We start from the raw sequence: 21,964 nt of genomic DNA, 5'->3' as shown, positions 1-21,964 counted from the left end.
ATTTTAATTGGACATAAAATGCTTTTTGACTTCCTTTGCAATAGAATCAGCCAATAGTGGAGGAACTGCATTCCCCACAATTGTATGATATCCTCTTTTAGTTTTTGAATTGATTACATAATTATCAGGAAAACTCTGAAATCTAAGTGCTTCTCTAACTGTTATTAATCTATTTTCAGTATAATGAATATTACATCCTACATTAGGTCTGTTGAAAAAAGTATTAATCGTGTAAGATGGTTTATCGGGAGATAGTCTTCCGTAGCAGGTTGTTCTTCCGCCAGTCTTTTTGAAGTTTCTAATTCTTTGTGACGGAACATGATCTGGCACATCCATATAATTACCTCCCGGTTTTACATAGGAAATAATTTGCTTATCAAGGTCACTCATTTGAGGGTAAAAATGATTCTCAACTAAATCAGAATCCACATTTTCTCTCATTAATTTTTGATAAGAGCTTTTTTTTATTGATTTGTATTCGGACTTCCCGTCATTAGTGGCATCACCTAAATCCTCTATAGCTTCTTTACTACTTACCCATTTTTTAAGATAATCCTTACCATTTTCACTGTGAGTTGGTAAAGGAAACTCAAAATGGCGCATCAACTTATTGCCTACAAGAAATACCCTTTTCCTTCTTTGTGGTACCCCATAGTCTGCGGAATTTAACGTATCAACTTCCACTTTATATCCTATTTCTTCAAAAGCTAATATAAGTTCGTCTATTACTTTGGTGCCATTTTCAGTTTTTGCAGATTTTAAGCCTACTACATTTTCGAAAACAAAATATTTCGGTTGTATATGTTCAATAATTTCCATATATTTCCATACTAACTGTGCTCTTTCATCTGTTGTATTTCTCTTTCCAACTAAACTGAAAGATTGACAGGGTGGTCCGCCTATTATTAAATCTGCGTTTGGTAATGTATTAATGTCAATGGTATTTATATCTGCGAGTACTATTTCAGGTCCAACATTTTTTTTATAAGAAGCTACCGCCTCTTTATCGTTATCAATTGCATAGATAATTTCAAATCCATTTTGTTGGAAGCCTAAATCTAAACCACCGCCACCTGAGAATAAACTAATTGTTTTTATCATTTGCCATTCCTTTCCTATCTAACAAAACTTTCTCATAAATATTATAAAACTCTTCATATTGTTCTTCATTATATAAATAATAACTACTTAGAAGTAGATCAATTGTTTTTATCGTATTCTTTATATCAGACCCATTTATTAAATCATTACCTAATTGATTCAATTTTTTTAAGTCTCCTATATTGACTTTATCTAAATTTAAAATGGGAGCTCTTTCCAATTCATATTTTTGAATCTTTAGTAAGCCATTTCCATAACTCCGTCCAGTGTATTCCAATAGATACTTATTAAATGTACTATTTAAGACTGCGAGATATATGTTTATATTCTCTATCTTCGAAGTTTTTATTTCATAAAAGTTGTCCTTAACAATAACTTCTGAATTATTCATTATAAACCTCACATTATCTCTAATTATATAATTAAAAATAATACTATCATTTGCTTTCTTTATTAAATGGAACCAATTAGTACGGTTTTTCTTTATTTTTGTATATAAGGTCTTAGGTCTTTCAGTCATTAATATCTGCTTTTCGAATTTATCTAACTCTTCTACTATCGATGTAGGTAAATTCTCTTTTAATTCATTAGTAAGAAAAACGACTTTATCAAGATTTGTTTTTTTAACCTTATAACCTTTTATGTCGTTGGCTCTATTAGTGATGGGGAAAAAATATTTTTTTATTTCAGTAGACTTTACATCTTTCTTGTTTCTTATGAACAAAGCATTATGATTTGTAGTTAATCCCCTATTTATTTTGAAAACCTCATGAAATTCCAGTAGATTATTTTGGTTGAATTGAATCTTATTTCTATAACTGAACCAATCGAAGTATTTTATATCCTTTTGTTTTATAATATGCTGGTCTATGTTTTTTTGGTTAAAATCATTATTAATAATCTTCTCAATATTTTGGGCTGATAAATCTGTGTTTATATCTATAAAACGTACTGAGTTTTCGTAATTATACTCATTACTTATTACAAATATTGAAACATCTACATCATAACCTTTAAATATATTTTTAGAAAAATTAACAACATAATCCAATGAATATTCAGTTAATATTTTCTTTTGTAAAGTATATCCATACTCTGAATTAAGCCAAGTATTTGGAATGATAGCAACTAAACAATTGCTTGTTTTTTTTAATAACGACAAAGCTTTCCAAAGAAAATACAAATATAGATTTGCTTTCTTGCTTATCGGTGGTCCACCTAACTTTTTATTTATTATTTCTTTATTCAAGTACTCTTTACTTAAATCTACTAGTTTTTCTTGCCTAATGAATGGAGGGTTCATTATTATACCATCGAATTCCAAATCTTCATCAAAGAAATCGCTCTTAAAAGCATTTATTCCTTTATTTTTTAAATATTCAACCCATTCTCCATCTATATCATACCCTGTAATTTCTACGGTACTGGAGACTTTTCTAATAGCTTCTAACAAAACACCTGATCCTACAGCTGGATCTAAAACAGTTTTAGGTTTATATTTCATCAACAATTGTGCCATTAGTAAAGCAACATTTTTTGGTGTGAATACTTGTCCTAATTCTTCTTTCTTTAATATCTCAACTTTATTCATAAATACCTCAGTCCTAATAATATATAATTAATGATCTTCTATAAATAGAAAGAACGTTCGTTCCCATGATTATACCGAACATAACTTATTATTTCATCTTTATTTTAACTTTTAGAACTATCGTCTAGTTTTAGCTACTTGAAGTTTGCTCTTTTAAAGATTATTTTTTGCAATGAAATTATTTAACTATTATTATATCATTTTTTCTTATTTCATGTACGTTTGTAAAACGTCATTAGCTTATTAACATGGTTGACTTCTTAAATTTGTTAATGTTTATTATTTTAATAATATTTAATTCGATATTCACAATCACTTATTTAACTATAATTTATTCAATAGCAATTTTTATATAAAAAATGCCATGTTAAGGAGGTAACTAACATTGATTGAATTTGATTATCAAAGTGAAAATTATCGTAAATTTAGCAAGGACTTTTATACTTTCTCGAGTATGAGTATTCCTCTACCGTTTGTGACTGATCACATCCTGAAGAGCATTGCTAATATCGGGAATAACTACTTTCTATTAAATTATGATAAATCGAATGATAAGCAGAATCATTACTTCATGTTTACACTCAAGACGACTACTAATGGTTATATCTATGAATATATCGGGCATAGATTAAGCCTGTAGGGTCCGTGTAACAATCATTCACGTAAGATGATGCGCGTAACAATTTGAAATGAGCTTAGAATCGAAGTTACTTGGATGATGCGAAGGTGAACCTTCCATAATGAGACTAGCAAGGGAGCAGGGAATAGCTAACACGTTTTAAGAATACTTATACCACACTTGCTCGCTACGCGTTTCATTGTCGTGACCGGCTCCATCCCTACGGGATTCGCTCGGACTCCCCCGAACCACTTCACTCCCAAGAGTGGTATAAGTATCCTATCCTGGTGAAAATTCAAAGCTGGTGGCTTTATACGCCTAGGCTAGTCTCGAGTAGGCTCATCTTCTGGTTATTAACTCGTCCTATTACAAACCTGGTGCAGCTACAGTGCCTCGTGTGGCATCGTCACACACGGCACCTCGCTCAGATGCTTGCAAGGCTATTCGAACGCCATCATCTTGAAGGCGCCATTGTACACAAAATAATTGCCACAAGATTTATTCGATAGTTTCAGTTCCTCATCGCCTACATACCTACAGTATTCCGGTCGGCATCACTGAACCTTCCCTCATAAATCTTGTGGCAATTAGAATGAGCAAGTACTATATGAACTTAAGTATTTATACGTTTCTTTCATGTATTAATTTATCTATTTGAAGTTTTTTATCTGCAGCATTACTATATAATCACGTCTCTAATATCTTGTCTCATCTTATAACTCCTTTAACGTGTCATAAAATGAGTATATAAAAAAATGTAGGAAAACCGACAATTTTACTTTGCCCTTTTCCTACATTTTATAATTGCCCTTAACACGATAATGTCTTAATTCTTTTTCTACGTCAGTTAGTTGAGTATAAAACTCATCCTCTTTATTTTTTTTGCATTGCTAAGATTTAAAGCCACTATATCACTTCCTTTACTTTAGATTATTTCATTCAATATAAATAAGGAAAGGAACATATTAATAAAAAAGTTGTGCAATTAAGCACTCATAGGCACTAAACTACACAACTTATATGCAACCACTTCTATAAATCTTAACTCTTGTGTTCACGTTTACGAAATCTTTATCATGAGTTAAGATACCCAGATTTTTACATTCCGCAATATTCAACAACAAGTTATCATTAAAATCTTTCATCCGAACATTTTCCAGAGCACTCATGATGTGAGCATCACTTGAGGAAATTAACGAAACACCTGCATCTAAGAAACCTTGAATAGATTCTATTGCTTGATGATAGTATATTTTAAAGTTATTATCTTGTAAATAATCCAGTTTGTATTTATAGTTCTCCGTGGTTAAGTGACTTCGACATTCTATAAAGTTCTTGTAGGCCATCTTACAACATCTATGAATATACTCAGATATAACATTATCCGTAATGTAGAGATTCACATTATTAGTCAATAATTCATCAACAATTTCATCATAACTATACCTAGTTTCTGTGTTAATTAGTGAATCTACATAAATGAGGATATTCGTGTCCATTAAAAGGCCGGCTTCTACACCGTCAGAGTTGTTCAGGATATTACAGTAATTAGCCATTCAACGCAACCTCGTCATATTCACTCTGACTCAATTTATTTTGAGTATTTTGAATAACTAATTCCAACTTATGTTTCTGTGCAGAACTAGTTTTGAATTCAACCAGATCCTTTATTTTTTCACCTTTATAATTGGTATACAATTTACCAACTGCAAAGTTTAAAAAAGCAGTAGTTATAATCCTTAAGTCAGAAAAATCAACAATTATTTTTGTATTTTTACTAATATGTTTGGCAATTTCTTTGTTAATTACATCACCTTTTTCAGAACTAACTGCTTTATCGGTATTTAGATATTTATGAACATTCAGAATCTCAGTCATGATTTTCCTCCTTATTTATCCTGTTCTATTAATCAAATCTATTGGATCTTAATGGGTGTCCAGTAAGATAAAACGTTAAATTAATCATTGTTCCAGGAAATTCGTTGTACATATGCTGTTTTCCAACTAATCCTTGTGAGTCTACTGACCAATAGCCAGCTCTTGAAACTATTTCAACGTCCCCTAATCCCAACATATTGTTTCGAATAGTAGTCAATCCAAGTCCAGAATACGCACTTGTTTTTGTTGAGTGCCCCTGATTCGTGGCCCAGTCAATGTACTCAAGATCGTCCTTTAAATGCAACTTCTGTGATATTTTATGGGGTATGCTTACTCCAGCATCTGCAAAACATAGAATAACTTTATGTTTTCTTGGAAAATACTGTCCACAAAGAAAGAATTTCTCACTATTCGAATGCTCATGAACATTAAGACAAAGCTCATAGATTGAATCTTCTATAATCCCTAAATCATCACTATGTATTTTGTTTTCTATTAAAGTGAAAACGTCGTTATTTAAATAACTATCAATCGCATCATACTCTTTAGACTTGAAAACTTTAAAAGGAATTGATGTATTATGAATATCTTTATTAATAGGATTAATATTGTAGTGCTTTAAAAATCCATTTTGACTTAATATTTTCTTTGTGCTACTTTCTTCTTCCCCAAATTCAAAAAAAACTTTTTTAGAATTACTATGTAATCTATCCACTAAGACGCCTAGTAGAGTGGTAAGATGACTATCAAACCATCTTACTTTCTTGAAATCAAAAATAAAATCATCTTCTATTTTTAAAAAATTTAGAGGGACCAACATATTCGTTATTTCAGTTCTGTTAAATTCAACACTGCCTTCTAAGTTTATTATCATGCATACAGTCCATTCTGTACAGTTTTATTCCATTATAGCATCTAAAACTTAACAAAAACATAAGAAAAGCACAACGTTATAATTATATTTTAATATATTTTCATTAACTATAAGTATTCCCTTTTATTTTAGCTACAGGTAGTCGATTCACTATCTCTTATTTGGTAACAAAGATTTATACTAATAAAACAGACACTCGTTAATGGTTATCCTAACATTTTTGGTTAACATCGATGCGGATTTTAGATTTATTCTGTGGTTTATAATTTAAAATTTGCTGGATTCTAAAAATAATTTTCTAACTAATACTAATTAACACGGCCTCAGATATTATCTAAATACAAATAGGAATATTTGTTCTTGCGATGTTATTTCTTAATTATTATTTAGCATGAATACTATTAATACCAAAATGATAACCTATTTAGATTGGTGTTCATTTCGCAATATACTTTTTACTAATATTATGAAAAATAGTTAGGAACTTTTTTAGAAAAAGGTGGATGTCTCAAACAGAGGGAAGAGAGTATGACATAAGGTTTGATTTTTTATAATTACTACCATCAACTAGAGAGGGACTTTAATAGATACTCATCTATGAGTGAGCCATTTAACTTTTTAACCAATAACATACTAAAGAGTATGGTTAGGTCACAGACGAATTATTTCGTATTGAATCGCCAACATACTGTTGATTAGCGGGCCTATTACTTTATATTCAAGGTTAAGGAGTGGGTGGATAACCACATCGAACGAGTGTATGTATACGTTGGTCATAAGCTTAGTATTTAGTCTGTGAAATGTACAAGCTTACGATCTTAAAGCAAGCTATCATGCGGATATAAATCTAAATTGAGATTAGAATCGATGCTAAGAAGCTGCTAATACGGTGATAATTAGGTATATGTGCTACTCTGAATATTTATTGTACAGAACCAATAGCAAGCCTTAAGGATACTTATACCACACTTGTCCGCTACGCGTTTCGTTGTCGTGACCGGCTCCATCCCTGCGGGATTCGCTCGGACTCCCCCGAACCACTTCACTCCCAAGAGTGGTATAAGTATCCTATCCTGGTGAAAATTCAAAGCTGGTGGCTTTGTACGCCTAGGCTAGTCTTGAGTTGGCTCTCCTCTATACGCGCTTACGCGTATAGAGATGAGCCCTAGCCATCTGCGTGGTTATCAACTCCCCCTACTACAAGACTGGTGCAGCTACAGTGCCTCGTGCGACGTTGTCGCACATGGCACCTCGCTTCGATGCTTGTATGCCTACTTGACATGCCAACTCTTTGAGGCGCCATTGTACGCAAAATAATTACCACCAGATTTAGGAGCGAAGGTTCAGTGAGGCCGACAGGAATACCGTAGGTATGTAGGCGCAGCGGAACTGAAACTAAGCGAGTAAATCTGGTGGTAATTATTAAGCCAGTATTCTTTTGACGTTCGCAAGCTAAGCGTTTCTCTCTTGCTTTATTTTTTCTAGAAAATTAAGCGATTCTGGATAGTTTTCATATAACTCAATTAGCTGTTTCTCTTGTTCCACTGTCTCAGTAGCATATTCTCCATAGTTCATGCGTGTGCCATCTTCCAATTTGCTACATAAAACGACACGACCGTACCCTTCCTCTATCGTGATAAAGACGGGTAAACTACCTTCAAAGTCCACCATAAAGATTACCTTATGACATAATCCCTGTTCTTCTGGTTCAGGCATCTTAACTTCCAATTTAAAGACACCTGGCATAAACTCTTTAAAGTCTACCTGACAGTCCATCCACTCAAACAACTCTTGTAAGGGATACTCTGATTTTACTTTTTCTAACTTGTCCAATAATTGGAAAGTGTGGTGCGGCCGAACTAGGTTAATAAAGTGCTGAGGATTTGCGAAAAATAAACTTGGCAAGAGAACGTGTTCGAAATAATAGCGGGCATTTATATCAATCATATTGGTGCCTCCATATTCATTTGATATCCCCATTATACGAACAAACGTTCTATAAGTCTAGCAATTATACTTGTTTCTAAAGGAATTTTTTTCAATATATTTCTAAAACTAATACTGCTAACCTACTTATTTATTCATGTTTCGCCTTCATGCCCGGCTCCATCCTTCGAATTGCACTCAGACTCATTCGAACCAGATCATTATGAAAATAGTGGAAATATTTTTAAAGGCAAAATAATTCTTTTTCTAAATTTGTTTTTTTATTATCTTTATGCCATCTTTTTGCACAAGAACACCTATCATAGGTCATATTATCTCCATTCAAAACCCACAAATAAAAGCAGATTCACCCATCGATTACTTGGTTTATGCCGGATGACTCTGCTTTTTTATGTGCACATTGCTTCAGATGATTAACTATAGAAAAAGGAACTCCCTTTGGTAATGATTAAGTTACCACACCAAACCTAACAAAAGAGGAGACTCCCTTAAGTCTAAGTTTACACTAGATTCAATTAAAACAACAATCTCCCTATCGTAATCACAAGCTGATTATCTTTTAACCAAGAGATTGCATTATATTTTACCACAGTAAAGTGTTGCTTATTTTTCGAAATCTCGCTTCCCTTATGAGGTGTTAAAAACTTTCACAATATTTTAAATATCCAATGTAGTCTGCTTTCATATTAAAATCGATAGCAGTATCTTTAAAATTAACATGCTTCTTAACTAAGCAAAGCGATTAAATAAAGAAGATCACGACTATCACAAGTTATTTTTTTTGATATGATTCATTTAAATATTGAGCTATGTTATCAACATCAGGAAAAAGACTTTTTTTCGAAATTCCTACACTATCTAATTCTTCCATTATTTTTGTTTTATTATTAATTTTTAGAATTGCTGTAGGTAAAAATTGTTGCATTTCGATAGAGCCTGAATCATAAACCGACTCAGTTTTGTGTATCCCAAATTGATAGAAAAAAATACCTTCTTGTGCTTTCATTCTATCGAATAAAAATGTTGGTTTATAAATTAATTGTGGAAAAGAAGGTAGATTATGAAAGTCATAGGCGGATATCTTTTGTGATTTTAGCTCTCTCAAATGCGTAACGTAACAGTATAAGTATACTGCTACCTTATATAAATCATAATCTTCAGAATCTATTTGATCAGTAAGCAAGTTAATGCTTTTTTTTATTTCATTATAAAACTCTTCAAATTCGTGTTTCTGATTTTTATTTGTTACGAAGCTATTTAGAAAATTATTATACTCCAACTCTGAAAGCAAACTGTCAATTGAAACCTCTAGGCTATTTGATGGAAATGATAGATTAATTATCTTTTGACAACTCTCAATATATTTTTCTGAAACACCAAAACTACCTGTTTTTTCTATTAAATGTTGCATATGTTGACCTAACGAATAAGTATACAGGAAAAAGTCTTTTTCATCATTTATGAGTATATTTCTTAATCCTATACACAGTGTTTTTATGAATTTTATGTCATTTTTTTCAAGTAACTTAGTTAAAATGTCTGTCCATTCTGTACCTCTTAAAAAGTTGCTAATATCTATCGAATTTTCCTTTTCAAACAAATAAACATAACCAGGCTCCATATGGTGTTTTTCACAAGAAAAATATAACGCAACCAAACTGTTAACACTAACATCTAATAATGGAGTTAATAAACCGTGGTGTTGTGAATAAGCCAAAAAATTTTCTTTTTCAGTATTGTTAATAATATTACCTATTTGTAAATAATAATCCGAAATCAAACTTTTAAATGAAACAAAATTATTAGAAAATCCCTCTGGTTTATTTCCCCCTTTGAAAGGTCTAAATATACTCGCCGATCTTGAATTATAAAAAATAGACTCGCCACGAAAATAATATTTTTTTGTATCAAATACATTAGTTACTTCAATAAATTCGATAAGACTATTTACTTCTGTTTCTTTTATTGTGACCGGTAGCCAAGTGTATAATTTTTTTTGCATACTTACACTCCAATTCTATTGATGTTCTATTATTTCAAAAGAAAAGGTCGTTTGAGCCAAAAGTTAAATATTCAACAAAAAAGTTTTAATGTTTGAATAGTTGTTCTTTTACTTTCATGGCAGTATATATACTTGTCAGGGATTAGCCTTACTAAGGCATTAAATCTTTGGAATAATCCTTAATATATACTGTGCCATTAAACCAAACTTTATAGGAAAAAGTTTTTCTAATAATTACACCTTTTCATCTGTTGTATTCATCTATGAAGATATCGATTTAAGTTAACAATATTACTTTCTTTATTTCTCCGCTCTATTGAAAACGTCAACATTAATTATGTCATACTACAAATGAAGGCAGATATACTTATAGATTTATTCGCCCAACCAACCTACTTCAAGCAAATAGCGATGAATATAGGATATTATTTGAAGATACCGATAAGTCATTTATGCTGTGTTTAATATTATTATTCAATTGCTATAACTCATAACCCTGAAACTAGCAAATGGAACTGGTGGCAAATTTGTTAGTCATAGTTCTATCAAATCTGTAGCCTTATTCATTAACTCCAAGGTCTGATTTATTAATTATTATTCCATCTCCTGCATTGATTCCTTCATCAGTAAATGTCTTTTGTGCCAGTATTGCGATTGTTTTAGTAGTCAAGGTATCAAAGGTACCGCCAACAAATGCGCCAGCAACGGGCACTGCTTTTCCAAGATTAACCGCACCCTTAGTACCAAATTTAGTCACTAATCTAAACCCAACGGCTTGATTAATCTTAGTTAATGTCTTACCTGGAACTTTCTTGACTACACCAAGTAACATCTTATTGCCAATTACGACACCACTTTTCTTCATAATATTAGATACGCTAGTCCCAGCAAGTGTGGCATAAACAAAAGTTTGAACTTGATCACTTTTTAAATTGTAGCCTCGAATTAATGCTATCGCTGCAATCATTCTCATCTGAAATAAAATCACTGAGGTGACGTTGGCCGGTATAGAGACTGGCATCGTAATAATGCCACCAAATCCAGTTACAAATCCAGATGTCGCAGCTTTTGTGACTTGGGCATTAACAAGCTTCTTTATTGCTGTTTCTTTGTCATATCTCGAAAGATAATCATCCACTAGTTCCTGAATATCCTTTTGCCCTGGCAATCCTGTTAAAGTTTTATCATAAGCCCAGTCTAAAGTTTCCATCATTTTCTCCTGAGATATAGCTACGACGTTATCTGAGTTATCGCTAATAGTCTTACCAACACCACTTGCAAATTTCACAACATTATCCGAGTTATCGCTAATAGTCTTACCAACACCACTTGCAAATTTCACAACATTATCCGAGCTATCGCTAATAATCTTTCCGACACCGCTAGCTAACTTCCCAATATTATCAAATGGATTTGACATGATATCCTCCTATTTAGTCTCTATTTTTGAATTAATCCCAACATATACATTCAAATTATACAGATTAAGAATATCACTAAAATGCGATTATTGAAAGCTTTCATATTTGCTTCTCTTTTCTTAAAATTCATATCAAAATACATCCAATAAACATATTACTCAGCATCTATTCGCTCATCGTTTCGTTGTCGTGACCGGCTCCATACCTTTGGTATTCCACACGGACTCACCCGAACCGATTCGCTCATAGAAGCTGAGTAATACGGCCAACCTAAACACTACAGCGTCAGCCTTCACATTATACGCCTAAAAACATTAGGCTTGGCTCGCCTCGTTTTGCGCTTGCGCATAACGAGATGAGCCTCATCAAGCTTGCAACTATTAACTCGTCTAACCACAAACCTTGGAGTAGGTACCGTGCCTCGTGCGACAGAGTCGCACATGGCACCTCACCTTACGATTCGCCCAAAGAAAGTCGAAAGCCACCTGCTAACGCACGTGGCATCATCCTAAATCTAATTTAAAGCGCCCACCAGCCCCCAGCAACACCAGGCGAATGCTTCGCAATCGCCTGAAGTTGCCAAAATCTGCAACGTTGCCGAATTTGCATTCAGCCCAATCAGCCGTCAGGCGCGTATCTCATGACATAATTATAGCCCAGCACAAAATGATGCGCTGGGCCTTAATTATAAAACCTGCCTGACAAGCTACCGGAGACCGCTACGCGACCTCCGGCCACATACCCTTCTACATGACCGTGACATCCTTATCCCGCATCCAGCCAATCACATCACCTTTATAGCCTAATAAATAAACTTCTCCACCCTTAATGGCCTTCCGCTCCAGGACATCAAACTGAGCCCCAAGCACCCAACTAGCAATTTTCTGTCCAGTATAGTATGTCATTGCATTAGGCAATACCTTTACCTTATCAGCATCTTTACCGACATTTTCTATACGTTTAGCAATCAACTCATTGACCATACGTTGCACTTTAACAGGATCATGCCCCGCAACTTTCAGAGCTTTTTCCCTCGCCGGATTATTCCCCCACTTACCCGACAACACTTCTGAAGCCAAGTCCTCCATAGTCTTATCACTCAGTACTGGAACATTAACTTTTTCATCACTATATTTCGGCCTAGCAAACCCCTTAATACGCCAATCATTCCAGTCAAAATAGACCTGGGCGACGCGCGCATTCGCATTACCTTCAACTGTTCTCAATATATCGCCAGATACTTCTGCTACAAAACCTATGTGATCAGCAAAGCCTCCCCCATCCCAATCAAAGGTAATTAAATCTCCTACCTTGGGCTTTACCCGTCCTAACCAGATTCCCATTTGTTTAAACAACTTTATATGCCTTTCAACTCCACATTCACGCCCAATCAAACTAGCCGTACCTGTTTCATCTGCAATTACTGTTACAAAGGCATCACACCAAGCATCATCATAAGTCATTTTATAACCACTTGGCCGTGGTGTTACTTTGTTATAACGGTCAATTAACGCTTTATGCACACTACCGTATTGTTGCGTTCCGACGTATTTTAGCGCCATATTAATCACCTGTTGAGCTGTCATATTGATTATCTCCTTCTTTATGATAGTGATTGCTGGAAACTTGTATTAAACCGCCTAAAAACGCGGTTAATAGATTCATCGTCGCTAGATACAAGTCAACATCTACCCAGTTATACAAATGCCCCAAACCGCCAATAAACGCAGAAAATGATGGAAAAAAAATTAACACCAGCCACTTCAAACGGTCATAGTTTTGATTATCAATTAACACGTTGCACCAACTCCTTCACCGTAGTTTTTAACTCTATTAATTCCCTTCGCACTTCAGAAAACAGCGTCTCAATATCATGTAGTTTTATATCCTGACGACTGATACTTTGAGCTAACGCTAAACGTTCTTTATCCCCTTCTTCAATATCAATCGCCATCTTATCTAAGCGATTAATTAAATTATGAATGGCAGTAATCAAGGTTACCAGTTTACTAATCAATGTAATGATGGCCACCAACGCACTTGCTAAACCACCAACTTCTATTAACGTCATTTCTATACCCCCTTTATAAAAATAGCCCCGCTAGTTTAGCGGGGCCATCAAAACACTATTTAGCTTATACTTCGGCTTTATAGATGTCTTGAACTGAACGTGTTACATATCGCGCACCTTCTGCGACAGCATAAACATCAATACCTTCATCAATAAAGATATCCGTTTCAACAATCTTATCCATCGCTGCTTGAGCAACCTCTGCAGATAAACTTTCAATCGGATCTTTCACAGTAATTTTACGCGGAGCACCTAGACCATCATTAAAGAGTAATTCGAGTGTGCTTGAAGTTGAAGTATCTAACATGTTTGATTTCCCCCTTTATCCATTATTTCGATACGATTAAATTAATTCGCTAGTCTCAACGATATATGTTTTGCCTAAAGGTTTATCTGTTAATGTCTGAATGGCATCACGAACCACATGTGCTTCACTAGCACTGGTATCTTGTTTGATATTGCCTAAAGTAAATGAGTTAACCTTCTCCGTTAACTCATCGACACTTTTAAATTGCAATTTGGCATCTTTGAATTCTTTCATTTGAACCCTCCTCTACAAAATAAAATGGGTGATTGTATCAACAATCGATACCCTCACCCATATAAACGTAAATACTATTCTTTTTGTGCCTTATAACAATAATGTTTTTAAATCATTAATCTTACTGACAATCTTATTTTTCCGTTGATAGATCGTCTTCCTACCAACTCCGTACAGTTTGGCTATTTCTGTCACAGTCAAAGATTCATCACATAACATCATTAATAATTCATACTCACTCTGATCTAACCGGCGTCTAACTTCTTCCATGAAAAATAACAACTCAATTCTGCTACTTTCAAATGGAATATCAACATCAGCTGCAGCTTCAATTTCGTCATAAGATACTTCCGATTTCTTTTGGTTCTTTCGAAGCAGACTGACTAAATGCCAATAAAGCCCCTTACCAGCAAATGCAACAAAACGTATACGATCTTCTCCTAATGCTTCACCATCAAATGATTCCTCAATAGCCAAAAGCTTTATACGTAATTCTTGTGCATAGTCTTCGTAGCTTATATGACGTTGGTTGATTGTCATCCTCTGTAGTGTTTTATGTATAAGTGGCTCAAATTGAGTTAACACTCGACTTTTATATAAAGATTTATAATCCAAAGATACTCACCACCTCTATAGCTTTACTCTAAGTTTAAATATTTATATCATCTTTTAACAGAGCAATCGGTTCATCATCGTCAATAATAATCTTTATATAATAATATTTATGAAAATAATTCAACCCTCTATATTTTCATAATTATATATGTAATACTATGTGAAGAATTACACATTAGAAAATAGAGGTGAAATATGAAGGAAACAGCAAAGAAAAAATTGTACCAGGATTTTTATCTAAATCAGCAACAAATCGAAGCTGATGTTGAAAGCGCATACGCGAATAACGAAGAATTAACGATCGTTGTTTATAATGACGCCTATGACCAAGTTGATACTCCCGATAATCTCATTAAAGTAGTCCTCGCAAACTATCGTTGGCTTGTTGAAGTATATCTTTGGCTACATAAACAAGAGGATAATATTGATAAAGACCGTATTACATGTTTTATCAATGAATCTTGTTTACTAATAACTGTTGCTACAGAAGAAACAGAATCAGATGCAATGATGAATAATACTGGTAAACTAATGGAGGCCTAAATGAATATTAATGGTGATATGATTCTATACGACGATTTGGAAAAACATCAGCATAAGGTTCTTAAAGATATCGTAGCTCTTCTTAATTACCAATACACCAGCACAATTCTATTAGGCGTCAATAAAAAGGATCCACATCTTAATATGGGCTTTCAACACCCTTCCTGGATGTTAGCTATTAATAGCTGGATAGAACAAGAACGTATCATACCAAATCCAGTAAAGAATATAAACATTAGAGGCGTAAACGGCATACTGGATATTGAAATATCACCAGGTAATGATGCGCCTTATCGCTTAACTGCTAAAAAGAATAAAAAAAACCAAAAGATCTACATTAGAGAAAATGCTAGAACACGTTTGGTCTCACTCAATGAATTTAAACAACTCTATAAATACCAATAAACTTTAACGAATCGTCTCCCGAATCGACTCACGAATCGGGGGACGATTCTTCATTGTCATTGTCATTTTAATTATCATTATACTTATCATTGTCATTATGATGATGTGTCTAAAGACTCAAACACATTTACAGGCAATACATGACTATCACACATGTAAATTGAATCATTAGATAACGAAAAACAGCTACCATCAATTACCGGCAGCTGTTTTAAAAGCATGATTGGAATGCAATTTATGACCTTCTTTTTTGCTCTCTCCTATTTCTGTCCGCAGTCACCTGTCTCATTAATTCCTCTGTACAGGTTTTTGCTAATGCTTCACTTTCGCTTGCTGTATAACTACGAGACATTGAAGATTTCTGTGAATACTTTAAATCTAGTTTTTCGATATCTGTGATTGACTTTACTTTTTTGACTGACCAATTCTCCAATATTTTCAACGAATACTTATATGGATTATTTGATGAAATAGATCGTTGCAATGCACTCACCACGATATCATCTCCGAAATAATCAATCCACTTCTTATAAGCATTCTTCATTTCGTCATTCATCTCACCAAAGTTTGCTTGAAAGTATGAAAAAGTTAGATAATCCATTACTTCTTCTCTCACTGGGTCTACTAGAGAAAAGTCTGTCTTAAAAATTTGCTGATCAATAGGCTTAACTTGTTGCCTCTTGACCAGTTCATTTTCAAAACATTGCTTAACTGTTTTATCAAACGGTCTATCTGATACAGTCCAAAACTCAAACATATTCTCGTAAGTGGCATACAACAGATTGGCATCTTGAACCCTTGATAATTCTTTTATCAGTAAATCGCTAACCGGTTTTCCGCCCTTTACGATACTATACTTCAATGAATTTAAGAGCGATATCTCTTGCGTCTCAACCGAGTACATAATATTTTTATAGAAGTTACAAAATCGATCCAGTAAAACATTAATTACTTCAATCGTATAACCAGTATCAAAACTAATCACGCGCTTAGGTAGAGAATAGATACCTACTTGCGAACTACGGGGATTCGTCATTAAATACAATAAGAAGTATTTATCTTCTACAGAATAATTATCTAATACTGTTGAATCTTCCCAGAAACGTGTGTCAACAATTCTTTTAACTACCATAATCAACCTATGCGTTACTTTGTCTAATACGCTTCAGCAAGTCTTGGTTAGGCAACCAATTTTGCCAATAATTCATCGCCGATGCTTGGTCCGTTTGTCTCAACAAATCATAACGGGCAATCATAAATTTAGATTTAAAATCATTAGCAGCTGAACGGTACACTTCCGATACTAATTTCTTATTTTGATAAGCTTTAGAAGATTTCCCTCCCAATATTTTCAACACATGTTGCTTGCGAGCCGTGTTTAAAAAAGATGTGATCACCGGATTAACTGGTTGAATTTTCTCTAAGTAATCTACACGCTTGGCCAATTCTTGGTTAAATGTATTGTTCTCTCTTAGCTTGAGAACGAGTTCTTCTAGTTCATAATTTACAGATGCATTAGCTTGTAATTCATTCATGATAAAACCCCTTTTCTATATGATAACGTTTGCATTTTATAAAAATAAAATATTCGTTTTAGTTAATAATTGATTCTAGTCAATTATTACTCCATCAATGATATCTTCTATTTCCAAACATCGCCTCATATCAGCGCACCAATCCTCTACTAACGCTACCAGACTCAAGTACTGGTTTGCGTACACTGGATTACGATTAATAATGGCTAATTGTTCTGAAAAACGTAACGGTGATATCTTGGTCAAGAGAATATTCAATTCTTCTCTAAACTTTGTATAGTTATGTAAGTAACTTAATTCTTCAACCATATTCAAGCGTTTAGTTGATAATTTATCTATTTCTATCTTTAATTTTTCAAATTGTTCTTTTAATTCTTGGTTCTCATGAGTCGATTTTAATGATTGCTGGTATGCTTGTTGCACTTGATGTAACTTCTTCGTAGTTTCGGTCAATTCTGTTTGAAGGACCTGTGTAGTGCTATCGATGCTTGGACCAGACGGTTCCACTTGATTAATGGTTTGTCTTAAATTTCTTAGTTCTTTCACACTCATATCTACTGGTAGTTTAACTTCTCCGGTACTTGTAACATGTTGTAGTTCTCTAACATCTGCTGGCAAACTAGCAATCATTGATAGAACACTTATTCCTAAATTCTGCATCGTTGCTGAATTTGGTAACTCTTGTGCGATTTTCATTAGTCGATTTGCAGCTGTATGATCTATGCCCACTTTTTCCAGCCAATTTCCAAACTGACCGTGTGAAAGATCATTAGTCTTTACATAGGTCAAACGTCTACCAATTTCCCAAAAGGCTGATCCAGCTTGTTGTTTGTATTGTTTAATCTCAAACTCTAAGACATTTAAATCTCCAGATAACATTAATTGATTCATATACTATCCCCTCACGCTGTTTGAAGTTTTATATTTTTGCATATATGATTCAATATCCGCTTGATCATAATAAACACGATTGCCAAGCCAAATTTCTTTCAGTCCATCACTAACCCAATTTTTCAAAGTTCTATGACCAATACCAAATTCCGAAATAACATCCTGCTGCTTTAAATAGTTTTTTTTATTTTTTACTTCAAGTACTTCAATACGTTCCTCAAGCATGTTTATTGTTTCTACGAAATGTTTAATCTTATTTTCAAACAAAGAACTAGCAAATATCTCCAAGGCTTTCTCTAAATTGGCTGTTTCGATCTCATTCACCCCACCCAGCTATCTGCATAGGTTCCCCATCAAGTACATTAATTGCATAAAAGATCTCGACGACTTCCAAAGGTGTTAAATGTAAAACATGGAAGCAACCATTCACAACTTGATAAGAGGGTTTAGTTTTACCCGTTAAAACATTACTAATTGTTCCTCGATTGACCTGGATTTTGTGTGCTAAAGACTCATTAGTCAAGCCACAACGTGCAATACTTGCTTTTAGTTTCTTCTGATTTACATGATTCAATTACTCCTATCCTCCTAGTAAATAATTTTTTATTGCAATATTAAATTTTGTGAATAAACTCACAAAACAAAGATACAATATAGTTTTTAATATTTCAACAAATAAATGCAAAAGATGAATCGATTCATCTGCGACTCTTGCAAAAGATGAATTGATTGATTATAATGACGGAGAAAATAAGAAAGGTGGTGAATATTTTGACAATTGGCGAGAGAATTAAATTGGCCAGAGAAAACAAACATCTCAGCCAAAAAAAGTTAGGTAGTTTAATTAATATTTCGCCTTCCACTCTGAGTCGCTATGAGCAAAATCACGTTAAAGGAATTGACAACAAAATCATTGGAAAAATTGCTAAAGCTCTTGGCGTGTCAATAGAATATCTACAAGGTTTTACAGATACTTTTAGTGATAAAATAATTAAAGTTAAGGTTATTGAAAGTATTAAAGATGGAGTCTTCACTTTTACAAATGAAATTGCTGTTGCTTCATTCGCTTTACCAAAAAAAGAGTTATTCTACCTTGTATCAAAAGACTCTTCAATGATGCCACAAATTAAAGAAGGTGCACTTGTCCTATTTCAAAAATCACAGGATGTCATAGATAATACAATAGTCTGTGTGCTACCTCATAATTCTACTGTTCCAATCATTCGAAAATTACGCACCGTTAGGAATAGGAGACTATTCTTACCATTGGATTTGTCACAAGATATCTATTGCGATGATGTTGAGAACTCACATATAATTCTTGGCAAAGCTATCCAGGTAATACACGATTTATAAAAATATATTTATTTATTCCTCTCACGCTGAAAAAGGAGAATAAATAATATGATTACAAAATATGAATTAAAAAATGGTCAAACCCGATACAAATCAAAAATATACTTAGGTATCGACGACGCGACTGGAAAAGTAGTTGCGCCTATGAAGAGTGGCTTTAAAAAATATTCGGATGCGGTGAAATATGAAACAGATTTAAAAAACAACTTTTTAGACAACGGAAACAGCTTAACAAAATCTTTGAAAAAATATACATTTAAAGATGTCTTTAAACTTTGGTTTATGCAATATAAACTCAGTGTTAAAGAAAACACTTATATAACAGCTAAGCAAGTTGCAGAGAAGCATATCTTACCCGTCTTTGGTGAGTTTTTCCTAAGTAAAATTCCTTTAGTTCTATGTCAAGAAGCCACTAATCTTTGGTATGAAACCTATTCGAAAGCTTCCTTTTTAGTAAATTTAACTAAACGGATACTAGACTTTGCAATTAGTATCGAGTGCTGTGCAGTTAATCCAATGACCAAAATTATGCGTCCTAAAAATACTCATAAAAAGAAATACGAATCGCCCTTTTTTGAAAAGGAACAACTAATTGAATTTGAAAGAATCATCAGTGAATCTGAGGATATTATGGTGAGAACAATGTTTAGAGTATTAGCCTTTACGGGGTTAAGAAAATCTGAATTATTAGCTTTACAGTGGGCAGACTTAGATGAAGTGAATCGGACTTTATCTGTGAAAAGAATTGTGGCACGGGGAATAAGTTCATTAATCGTTCAAGACCCTAAAACCGAAAGTAGTTTTAGAACTATCTCTATTGACTCAAGAACTTGGGAGATATTAAAACAGTGGCGGACGGTACAAAAGGTAAGATTAATTAAACACGGACAAAATACAAATAGGAAAAATCAATATGTATTTACAAATGAAAACAATTCATTTCTAAATCATAAATTCCTTAACAATAACTTAAAAAGAATCTTAGCTAATCATCCAAATTTACCTAAAATGACAATTCATGGATTTAGACATACACACTGTTCACTACTGTTCGATGCTCGGGTTGAAGAAGGAGCCATAAAAGAACGATTGGGTCACAGTAGTATCCTTACAACCCGGAACATCTATGATCATGTAACGAAACATCGAAGTGAAGATACAGCACAAAAGTTCGAAAACTTTATATCATTTTAATTATTTACAATATATCATAAGGTTTTACCCAACAAAAATTTCGTTAGAAAAAAGTATGGTAGAATCTATGGTAACTTTTCTAAAAAGGCAAAAAAAAGCAGTTTCTCATGGCCGTGAGAAACTGCTCCAAAGCTTGATGCCAAGCTGATACCGATGGTCGGGGTCGAACCGACACGCCCGTGAGGGCACAGGATTTTGAGTCCAGCGCGTCTGCCAATTCCGCCACACCGGCATTAATGATATGCTTTTCTAACTAAGGCGGTGATCGGATTTGAACCGACGAATAAGGGTTTTGCAGACCCGTGCCTTACCACTTGGCTACACCGCCAAAATTATCCTTAAAAACAAAAAAAACTGGGGTAGCTGGATTCGAACCAACGAGATGACAGAGTCAAAGTCTGTTGCCTTACCGCTTGGCTATACCCCAATAATCATTAAATTATATAAAATATAGGCGACTGATGGGAATTGAACCCACGAATGTCGGATCCACAAACCGATGCGTTAACCACTTCGCCACAATCGCCATGACATTACCTATTCGAATAGATAACAGGGACTGTAGGAATCGAACCCACACTAACGGTTTTGGAGACCGTTGTTCTACCTTTAAACTAAGTCCCTAGTAGTAAGAAGAACACAGTATTTTTCCCTACTATTCAAATAATGGTGGGGGGCAGATTCGAACTGCCGAACCCGAAGGAGCGGATTTACAGTCCGCCGCGTTTAGCCACTTCGCTACCCCACCATATGGCCTGAGACGGATTCGAACCGCCGACACCTTGAGCTTCAATCAAGTGCTCTACCAACTGAGCTATCAGGCCAAACGGTCCGGACGGGATTTGAACCCGCGATCTCCTGCGTGACAGGCAAGCATGTTAACCCCTACACCACCGGACCAGTTTAGTACAATGGAGGATGACGGGATCGAACCGCCGACATTCTGCTTGTAAGGCAGACGCTCTCCCAGCTGAGCTAATCCTCCATAGTTATTTAATTGTCATGACCCGTACGGGATTCGAACCCGTGTTACCGCCGTGAAAGGGCGGTGTCTTAACCGCTTGACCAACGGGCCGTTTTAAGTTTTAGATACGGAGAGTAAGGGATTCGAACCCTTGAGACGATTTGACTCGCCTACACGATTTCCAATCGTGCTCCTTCGGCCAACTCGGACAACTCTCCAAGTAACCTTAATCACTCCGCAAGTAGGGCTCGAACCTACGACATCATGATTAACAGTCATGCGCTCTACCAACTGAGCTATTGCGGAATAACATACAACACTTGCGTGGCAACGTCCTACTCTCACAGGACCAAAGGTCCAACTACCATCGGCGCTAAGAAGCTTAACTGCTGTGTTCGGCATGGGAACAGGTGTAT

At 34.5% G+C, this 21,964-nt stretch carries 25 protein-coding genes, 12 tRNA genes, 1 rRNA gene and 1 pseudogene; 6 read left to right on the top strand and 33 right to left on the bottom strand.

Features of this window, described 5'->3' with window-relative positions:
* Positions 1-3: 3 nt before the first annotated feature.
* Together ACTQ45_RS13305 and ACTQ45_RS13300 are read right to left on the bottom strand one after the other, a co-directional pair.
* Positions 4-1,101: a DNA cytosine methyltransferase gene (locus ACTQ45_RS13305; protein WP_441764019.1), complete on the bottom strand. Its 1,098-nt coding sequence runs from the start codon at positions 1,099-1,101 to the stop codon at positions 4-6.
* Entirely contained in the window at positions 1,085-2,692 is a 1,608-nt protein-coding gene (locus ACTQ45_RS13300; protein WP_441764018.1) for an HsdM family class I SAM-dependent methyltransferase, read from the bottom strand. Before ACTQ45_RS13300 ends, ACTQ45_RS13305 begins: the two co-directional genes overlap by 17 nt.
* Positions 2,693-3,077: 385 nt before the next feature.
* On the opposite strand from ACTQ45_RS13300, the gene ACTQ45_RS13295 reads away from it, so the two are divergent.
* On the top strand, positions 3,078-3,332 hold the full coding sequence (locus ACTQ45_RS13295; protein ID WP_441764017.1) for a DUF5960 family protein: 255 nt from the start codon (positions 3,078-3,080) through the stop codon (positions 3,330-3,332).
* A gap of 770 nt (positions 3,333-4,102) precedes the next feature.
* Here the strand turns inward: ACTQ45_RS13295 and ACTQ45_RS13290 are convergent.
* The 4 genes and pseudogenes from ACTQ45_RS13290 to ACTQ45_RS13275 all read right to left on the bottom strand — a co-directional run.
* A pseudogene (locus ACTQ45_RS13290) lies at positions 4,103-4,162 on the bottom strand (hypothetical protein); the annotation flags it as partial.
* Between the two features lie 165 nt (positions 4,163-4,327).
* A complete protein-coding gene (locus tag ACTQ45_RS13285; protein ID WP_441764016.1) occupies positions 4,328-4,867 on the bottom strand; it encodes a hypothetical protein in 540 nt (179 codons plus the stop codon).
* Complete coding sequence (locus tag ACTQ45_RS13280; RefSeq protein WP_441764015.1) at positions 4,860-5,189, bottom strand: STAS-like domain-containing protein; 330 nt, start codon at positions 5,187-5,189, stop codon at positions 4,860-4,862. The genes ACTQ45_RS13285 and ACTQ45_RS13280 overlap by 8 nt, the downstream gene beginning before the upstream one ends.
* A 28-nt stretch (positions 5,190-5,217) precedes the next feature.
* The gene (locus tag ACTQ45_RS13275; protein ID WP_441764014.1) at positions 5,218-6,063 is read right to left on the bottom strand and encodes a hypothetical protein; all 846 of its coding nucleotides are present in this window, start codon (positions 6,061-6,063) and stop codon (positions 5,218-5,220) included.
* A 540-nt stretch (positions 6,064-6,603) separates the two neighbouring features.
* Here ACTQ45_RS13275 and ACTQ45_RS13270 point away from each other — a divergent pair.
* Entirely contained in the window at positions 6,604-6,762 is a 159-nt protein-coding gene (locus tag ACTQ45_RS13270) for a DUF5960 family protein (protein ID WP_441764013.1), read from the top strand.
* Between the two features lie 753 nt (positions 6,763-7,515).
* Here ACTQ45_RS13270 and ACTQ45_RS13265 read toward each other — a convergent pair.
* From ACTQ45_RS13265 to ACTQ45_RS13225, 9 genes are all read right to left on the bottom strand, one after another.
* On the bottom strand, positions 7,516-8,010 hold the full coding sequence (locus ACTQ45_RS13265) for a hypothetical protein (protein ID WP_441764012.1): 495 nt from the start codon (positions 8,008-8,010) through the stop codon (positions 7,516-7,518).
* Positions 8,011-8,782: 772 nt separating this feature from the next.
* Entirely contained in the window at positions 8,783-10,012 is a 1,230-nt protein-coding gene (locus ACTQ45_RS13260; protein WP_441764011.1) for an FRG domain-containing protein, read from the bottom strand.
* Positions 10,013-10,571: 559 nt separating this feature from the next.
* A complete protein-coding gene (locus tag ACTQ45_RS13255) occupies positions 10,572-11,432 on the bottom strand; it encodes an EcsC family protein (RefSeq protein ID WP_441764010.1) in 861 nt (286 codons plus the stop codon).
* Between the two features lie 747 nt (positions 11,433-12,179).
* Positions 12,180-13,019: a CHAP domain-containing protein gene (locus ACTQ45_RS13250; protein WP_441764009.1), complete on the bottom strand. Its 840-nt coding sequence runs from the start codon at positions 13,017-13,019 to the stop codon at positions 12,180-12,182.
* Positions 12,997-13,230, bottom strand: coding sequence for a phage holin (locus ACTQ45_RS13245; RefSeq protein ID WP_441764008.1), 234 nt, complete (start codon positions 13,228-13,230; stop codon positions 12,997-12,999). Before ACTQ45_RS13245 ends, ACTQ45_RS13250 begins: the two co-directional genes overlap by 23 nt.
* Complete coding sequence (locus ACTQ45_RS13240) at positions 13,220-13,504, bottom strand: hypothetical protein (RefSeq protein WP_441764007.1); 285 nt, start codon at positions 13,502-13,504, stop codon at positions 13,220-13,222. The genes ACTQ45_RS13245 and ACTQ45_RS13240 overlap by 11 nt, the downstream gene beginning before the upstream one ends.
* Before the next feature lie 64 nt (positions 13,505-13,568).
* Positions 13,569-13,811, bottom strand: a complete 243-nt coding sequence (locus ACTQ45_RS13235; RefSeq protein ID WP_441764006.1) for a DUF2922 domain-containing protein — start codon at positions 13,809-13,811, stop codon at positions 13,569-13,571.
* Positions 13,812-13,847: 36 nt separating this feature from the next.
* The gene (locus ACTQ45_RS13230) at positions 13,848-14,045 is read right to left on the bottom strand and encodes a DUF1659 domain-containing protein (protein WP_441764005.1); all 198 of its coding nucleotides are present in this window, start codon (positions 14,043-14,045) and stop codon (positions 13,848-13,850) included.
* Between the two features lie 90 nt (positions 14,046-14,135).
* Positions 14,136-14,660 (bottom strand): sigma-70 family RNA polymerase sigma factor, encoded by a 525-nt coding sequence (locus ACTQ45_RS13225; RefSeq protein WP_441764004.1) that lies wholly within the window; start codon positions 14,658-14,660, stop codon positions 14,136-14,138.
* Positions 14,661-14,855: 195 nt separating this feature from the next.
* Here ACTQ45_RS13225 and ACTQ45_RS13220 point away from each other — a divergent pair, with 195 nt between their 5' ends.
* Entirely contained in the window at positions 14,856-15,203 is a 348-nt protein-coding gene (locus tag ACTQ45_RS13220) for a hypothetical protein (protein WP_441764003.1), read from the top strand.
* On the top strand, positions 15,204-15,608 hold the full coding sequence (locus ACTQ45_RS13215; protein WP_441764002.1) for an AlbA family DNA-binding domain-containing protein: 405 nt from the start codon (positions 15,204-15,206) through the stop codon (positions 15,606-15,608).
* A 235-nt stretch (positions 15,609-15,843) separates the two neighbouring features.
* On the opposite strand, the gene ACTQ45_RS13210 is transcribed toward ACTQ45_RS13215, so the two are convergent.
* From ACTQ45_RS13210 to ACTQ45_RS13190, 5 genes are all read right to left on the bottom strand, one after another.
* The gene (locus ACTQ45_RS13210; protein WP_441753655.1) at positions 15,844-16,740 is read right to left on the bottom strand and encodes a DnaD domain protein; all 897 of its coding nucleotides are present in this window, start codon (positions 16,738-16,740) and stop codon (positions 15,844-15,846) included.
* A 7-nt stretch (positions 16,741-16,747) separates the two neighbouring features.
* Complete coding sequence (locus ACTQ45_RS13205) at positions 16,748-17,143, bottom strand: ORF6C domain-containing protein (RefSeq protein ID WP_441753657.1); 396 nt, start codon at positions 17,141-17,143, stop codon at positions 16,748-16,750.
* Positions 17,144-17,218: 75 nt separating this feature from the next.
* A complete protein-coding gene (locus ACTQ45_RS13200) occupies positions 17,219-18,034 on the bottom strand; it encodes a DUF3102 domain-containing protein (RefSeq protein ID WP_441764001.1) in 816 nt (271 codons plus the stop codon).
* A gap of 3 nt (positions 18,035-18,037) precedes the next feature.
* Positions 18,038-18,358, bottom strand: coding sequence for a helix-turn-helix domain-containing protein (locus tag ACTQ45_RS13195; protein WP_441764000.1), 321 nt, complete (start codon positions 18,356-18,358; stop codon positions 18,038-18,040).
* Positions 18,351-18,608 carry a helix-turn-helix transcriptional regulator gene (locus ACTQ45_RS13190; RefSeq protein ID WP_441763999.1) on the bottom strand — a complete coding sequence of 86 codons (258 nt, stop codon included), beginning with the start codon at positions 18,606-18,608 and terminating at the stop codon, positions 18,351-18,353. Before ACTQ45_RS13190 ends, ACTQ45_RS13195 begins: the two co-directional genes overlap by 8 nt.
* 197 nt (positions 18,609-18,805) lie before the next feature.
* Here ACTQ45_RS13190 and ACTQ45_RS13185 point away from each other — a divergent pair, with 197 nt between their 5' ends.
* Positions 18,806-19,390 carry a helix-turn-helix domain-containing protein gene (locus ACTQ45_RS13185; protein ID WP_441753664.1) on the top strand — a complete coding sequence of 195 codons (585 nt, stop codon included), beginning with the start codon at positions 18,806-18,808 and terminating at the stop codon, positions 19,388-19,390.
* A 48-nt stretch (positions 19,391-19,438) separates the two neighbouring features.
* Positions 19,439-20,584: a tyrosine-type recombinase/integrase gene (locus tag ACTQ45_RS13180; protein ID WP_441763998.1), complete on the top strand. Its 1,146-nt coding sequence runs from the start codon at positions 19,439-19,441 to the stop codon at positions 20,582-20,584.
* Positions 20,585-20,732: 148 nt separating this feature from the next.
* On the opposite strand, the gene ACTQ45_RS13175 is transcribed toward ACTQ45_RS13180, so the two are convergent.
* The 13 genes from ACTQ45_RS13175 to rrf form a co-directional block, all read right to left on the bottom strand.
* Positions 20,733-20,816 (bottom strand) — tRNA-Leu (locus ACTQ45_RS13175).
* Between the two features lie 24 nt (positions 20,817-20,840).
* Positions 20,841-20,912 (bottom strand) — tRNA-Cys (locus ACTQ45_RS13170).
* A 26-nt stretch (positions 20,913-20,938) separates the two neighbouring features.
* Positions 20,939-21,011, bottom strand: a tRNA-Gln gene (locus ACTQ45_RS13165).
* A gap of 26 nt (positions 21,012-21,037) precedes the next feature.
* Positions 21,038-21,110, bottom strand: a tRNA-His gene (locus tag ACTQ45_RS13160).
* A gap of 27 nt (positions 21,111-21,137) precedes the next feature.
* Positions 21,138-21,208, bottom strand: a tRNA-Trp gene (locus ACTQ45_RS13155).
* Positions 21,209-21,251: 43 nt separating this feature from the next.
* Positions 21,252-21,332 (bottom strand) — tRNA-Tyr (locus ACTQ45_RS13150).
* A gap of 3 nt (positions 21,333-21,335) precedes the next feature.
* A tRNA-Phe gene (locus ACTQ45_RS13145) sits at positions 21,336-21,408 on the bottom strand.
* A 3-nt stretch (positions 21,409-21,411) separates the two neighbouring features.
* A tRNA-Asp gene (locus ACTQ45_RS13140) sits at positions 21,412-21,484 on the bottom strand.
* Between the two features lie 12 nt (positions 21,485-21,496).
* Positions 21,497-21,569: transfer RNA gene (locus tag ACTQ45_RS13135), tRNA-Val, on the bottom strand.
* 18 nt (positions 21,570-21,587) lie between these two features.
* Positions 21,588-21,659: transfer RNA gene (locus ACTQ45_RS13130), tRNA-Glu, on the bottom strand.
* Between the two features lie 17 nt (positions 21,660-21,676).
* A tRNA-Ser gene (locus ACTQ45_RS13125) sits at positions 21,677-21,766 on the bottom strand.
* Positions 21,767-21,781: 15 nt separating this feature from the next.
* Positions 21,782-21,854: transfer RNA gene (locus ACTQ45_RS13120), tRNA-Asn, on the bottom strand.
* 16 nt (positions 21,855-21,870) lie between these two features.
* Positions 21,871-21,964, bottom strand: a 5S ribosomal RNA gene (rrf, locus tag ACTQ45_RS13115); the annotation flags it as partial.

It is taken from the genome of Fundicoccus sp. Sow4_D5 (assembly GCF_052116365.1).
In the GTDB taxonomy this organism is placed as follows: Bacteria; Bacillota; Bacilli; order Lactobacillales; family Aerococcaceae; genus Fundicoccus.
The sequence above is the reverse complement of the archived record's forward strand: the minus strand, read 5'-3'. Positions and strand labels throughout refer to the sequence as shown.

Coding starts and splice junctions, on each gene's coding strand:
- ACTQ45_RS13305 (WP_441764019.1), bottom strand. CDS start 1,101: ATGATAAAAACAATTAGTTTATTCTCAGGTGGCGGTGGTTTAGATTTA.
- ACTQ45_RS13300 (WP_441764018.1), bottom strand. CDS start 2,692: ATGAATAAAGTTGAGATATTAAAGAAAGAAGAATTAGGACAAGTATTC.
- ACTQ45_RS13285 (WP_441764016.1), bottom strand. CDS start 4,867: ATGGCTAATTACTGTAATATCCTGAACAACTCTGACGGTGTAGAAGCC.
- ACTQ45_RS13280 (WP_441764015.1), bottom strand. CDS start 5,189: ATGACTGAGATTCTGAATGTTCATAAATATCTAAATACCGATAAAGCA.
- ACTQ45_RS13275 (WP_441764014.1), bottom strand. CDS start 6,063: ATGATAATAAACTTAGAAGGCAGTGTTGAATTTAACAGAACTGAAATA.
- ACTQ45_RS13265 (WP_441764012.1), bottom strand. CDS start 8,010: ATGATTGATATAAATGCCCGCTATTATTTCGAACACGTTCTCTTGCCA.
- ACTQ45_RS13260 (WP_441764011.1), bottom strand. CDS start 10,012: ATGCAAAAAAAATTATACACTTGGCTACCGGTCACAATAAAAGAAACA.
- ACTQ45_RS13255 (WP_441764010.1), bottom strand. CDS start 11,432: ATGTCAAATCCATTTGATAATATTGGGAAGTTAGCTAGCGGTGTCGGA.
- ACTQ45_RS13250 (WP_441764009.1), bottom strand. CDS start 13,019: ATGACAGCTCAACAGGTGATTAATATGGCGCTAAAATACGTCGGAACG.
- ACTQ45_RS13240 (WP_441764007.1), bottom strand. CDS start 13,504: ATGACGTTAATAGAAGTTGGTGGTTTAGCAAGTGCGTTGGTGGCCATC.
- ACTQ45_RS13235 (WP_441764006.1), bottom strand. CDS start 13,811: ATGTTAGATACTTCAACTTCAAGCACACTCGAATTACTCTTTAATGAT.
- ACTQ45_RS13230 (WP_441764005.1), bottom strand. CDS start 14,045: ATGAAAGAATTCAAAGATGCCAAATTGCAATTTAAAAGTGTCGATGAG.
- ACTQ45_RS13220 (WP_441764003.1), top strand. CDS start 14,856: ATGAAGGAAACAGCAAAGAAAAAATTGTACCAGGATTTTTATCTAAAT.
- ACTQ45_RS13215 (WP_441764002.1), top strand. CDS start 15,204: ATGAATATTAATGGTGATATGATTCTATACGACGATTTGGAAAAACAT.
- ACTQ45_RS13210 (WP_441753655.1), bottom strand. CDS start 16,740: ATGGTAGTTAAAAGAATTGTTGACACACGTTTCTGGGAAGATTCAACA.
- ACTQ45_RS13205 (WP_441753657.1), bottom strand. CDS start 17,143: ATGAATGAATTACAAGCTAATGCATCTGTAAATTATGAACTAGAAGAA.
- ACTQ45_RS13200 (WP_441764001.1), bottom strand. CDS start 18,034: ATGAATCAATTAATGTTATCTGGAGATTTAAATGTCTTAGAGTTTGAG.
- ACTQ45_RS13180 (WP_441763998.1), top strand. CDS start 19,439: ATGATTACAAAATATGAATTAAAAAATGGTCAAACCCGATACAAATCA.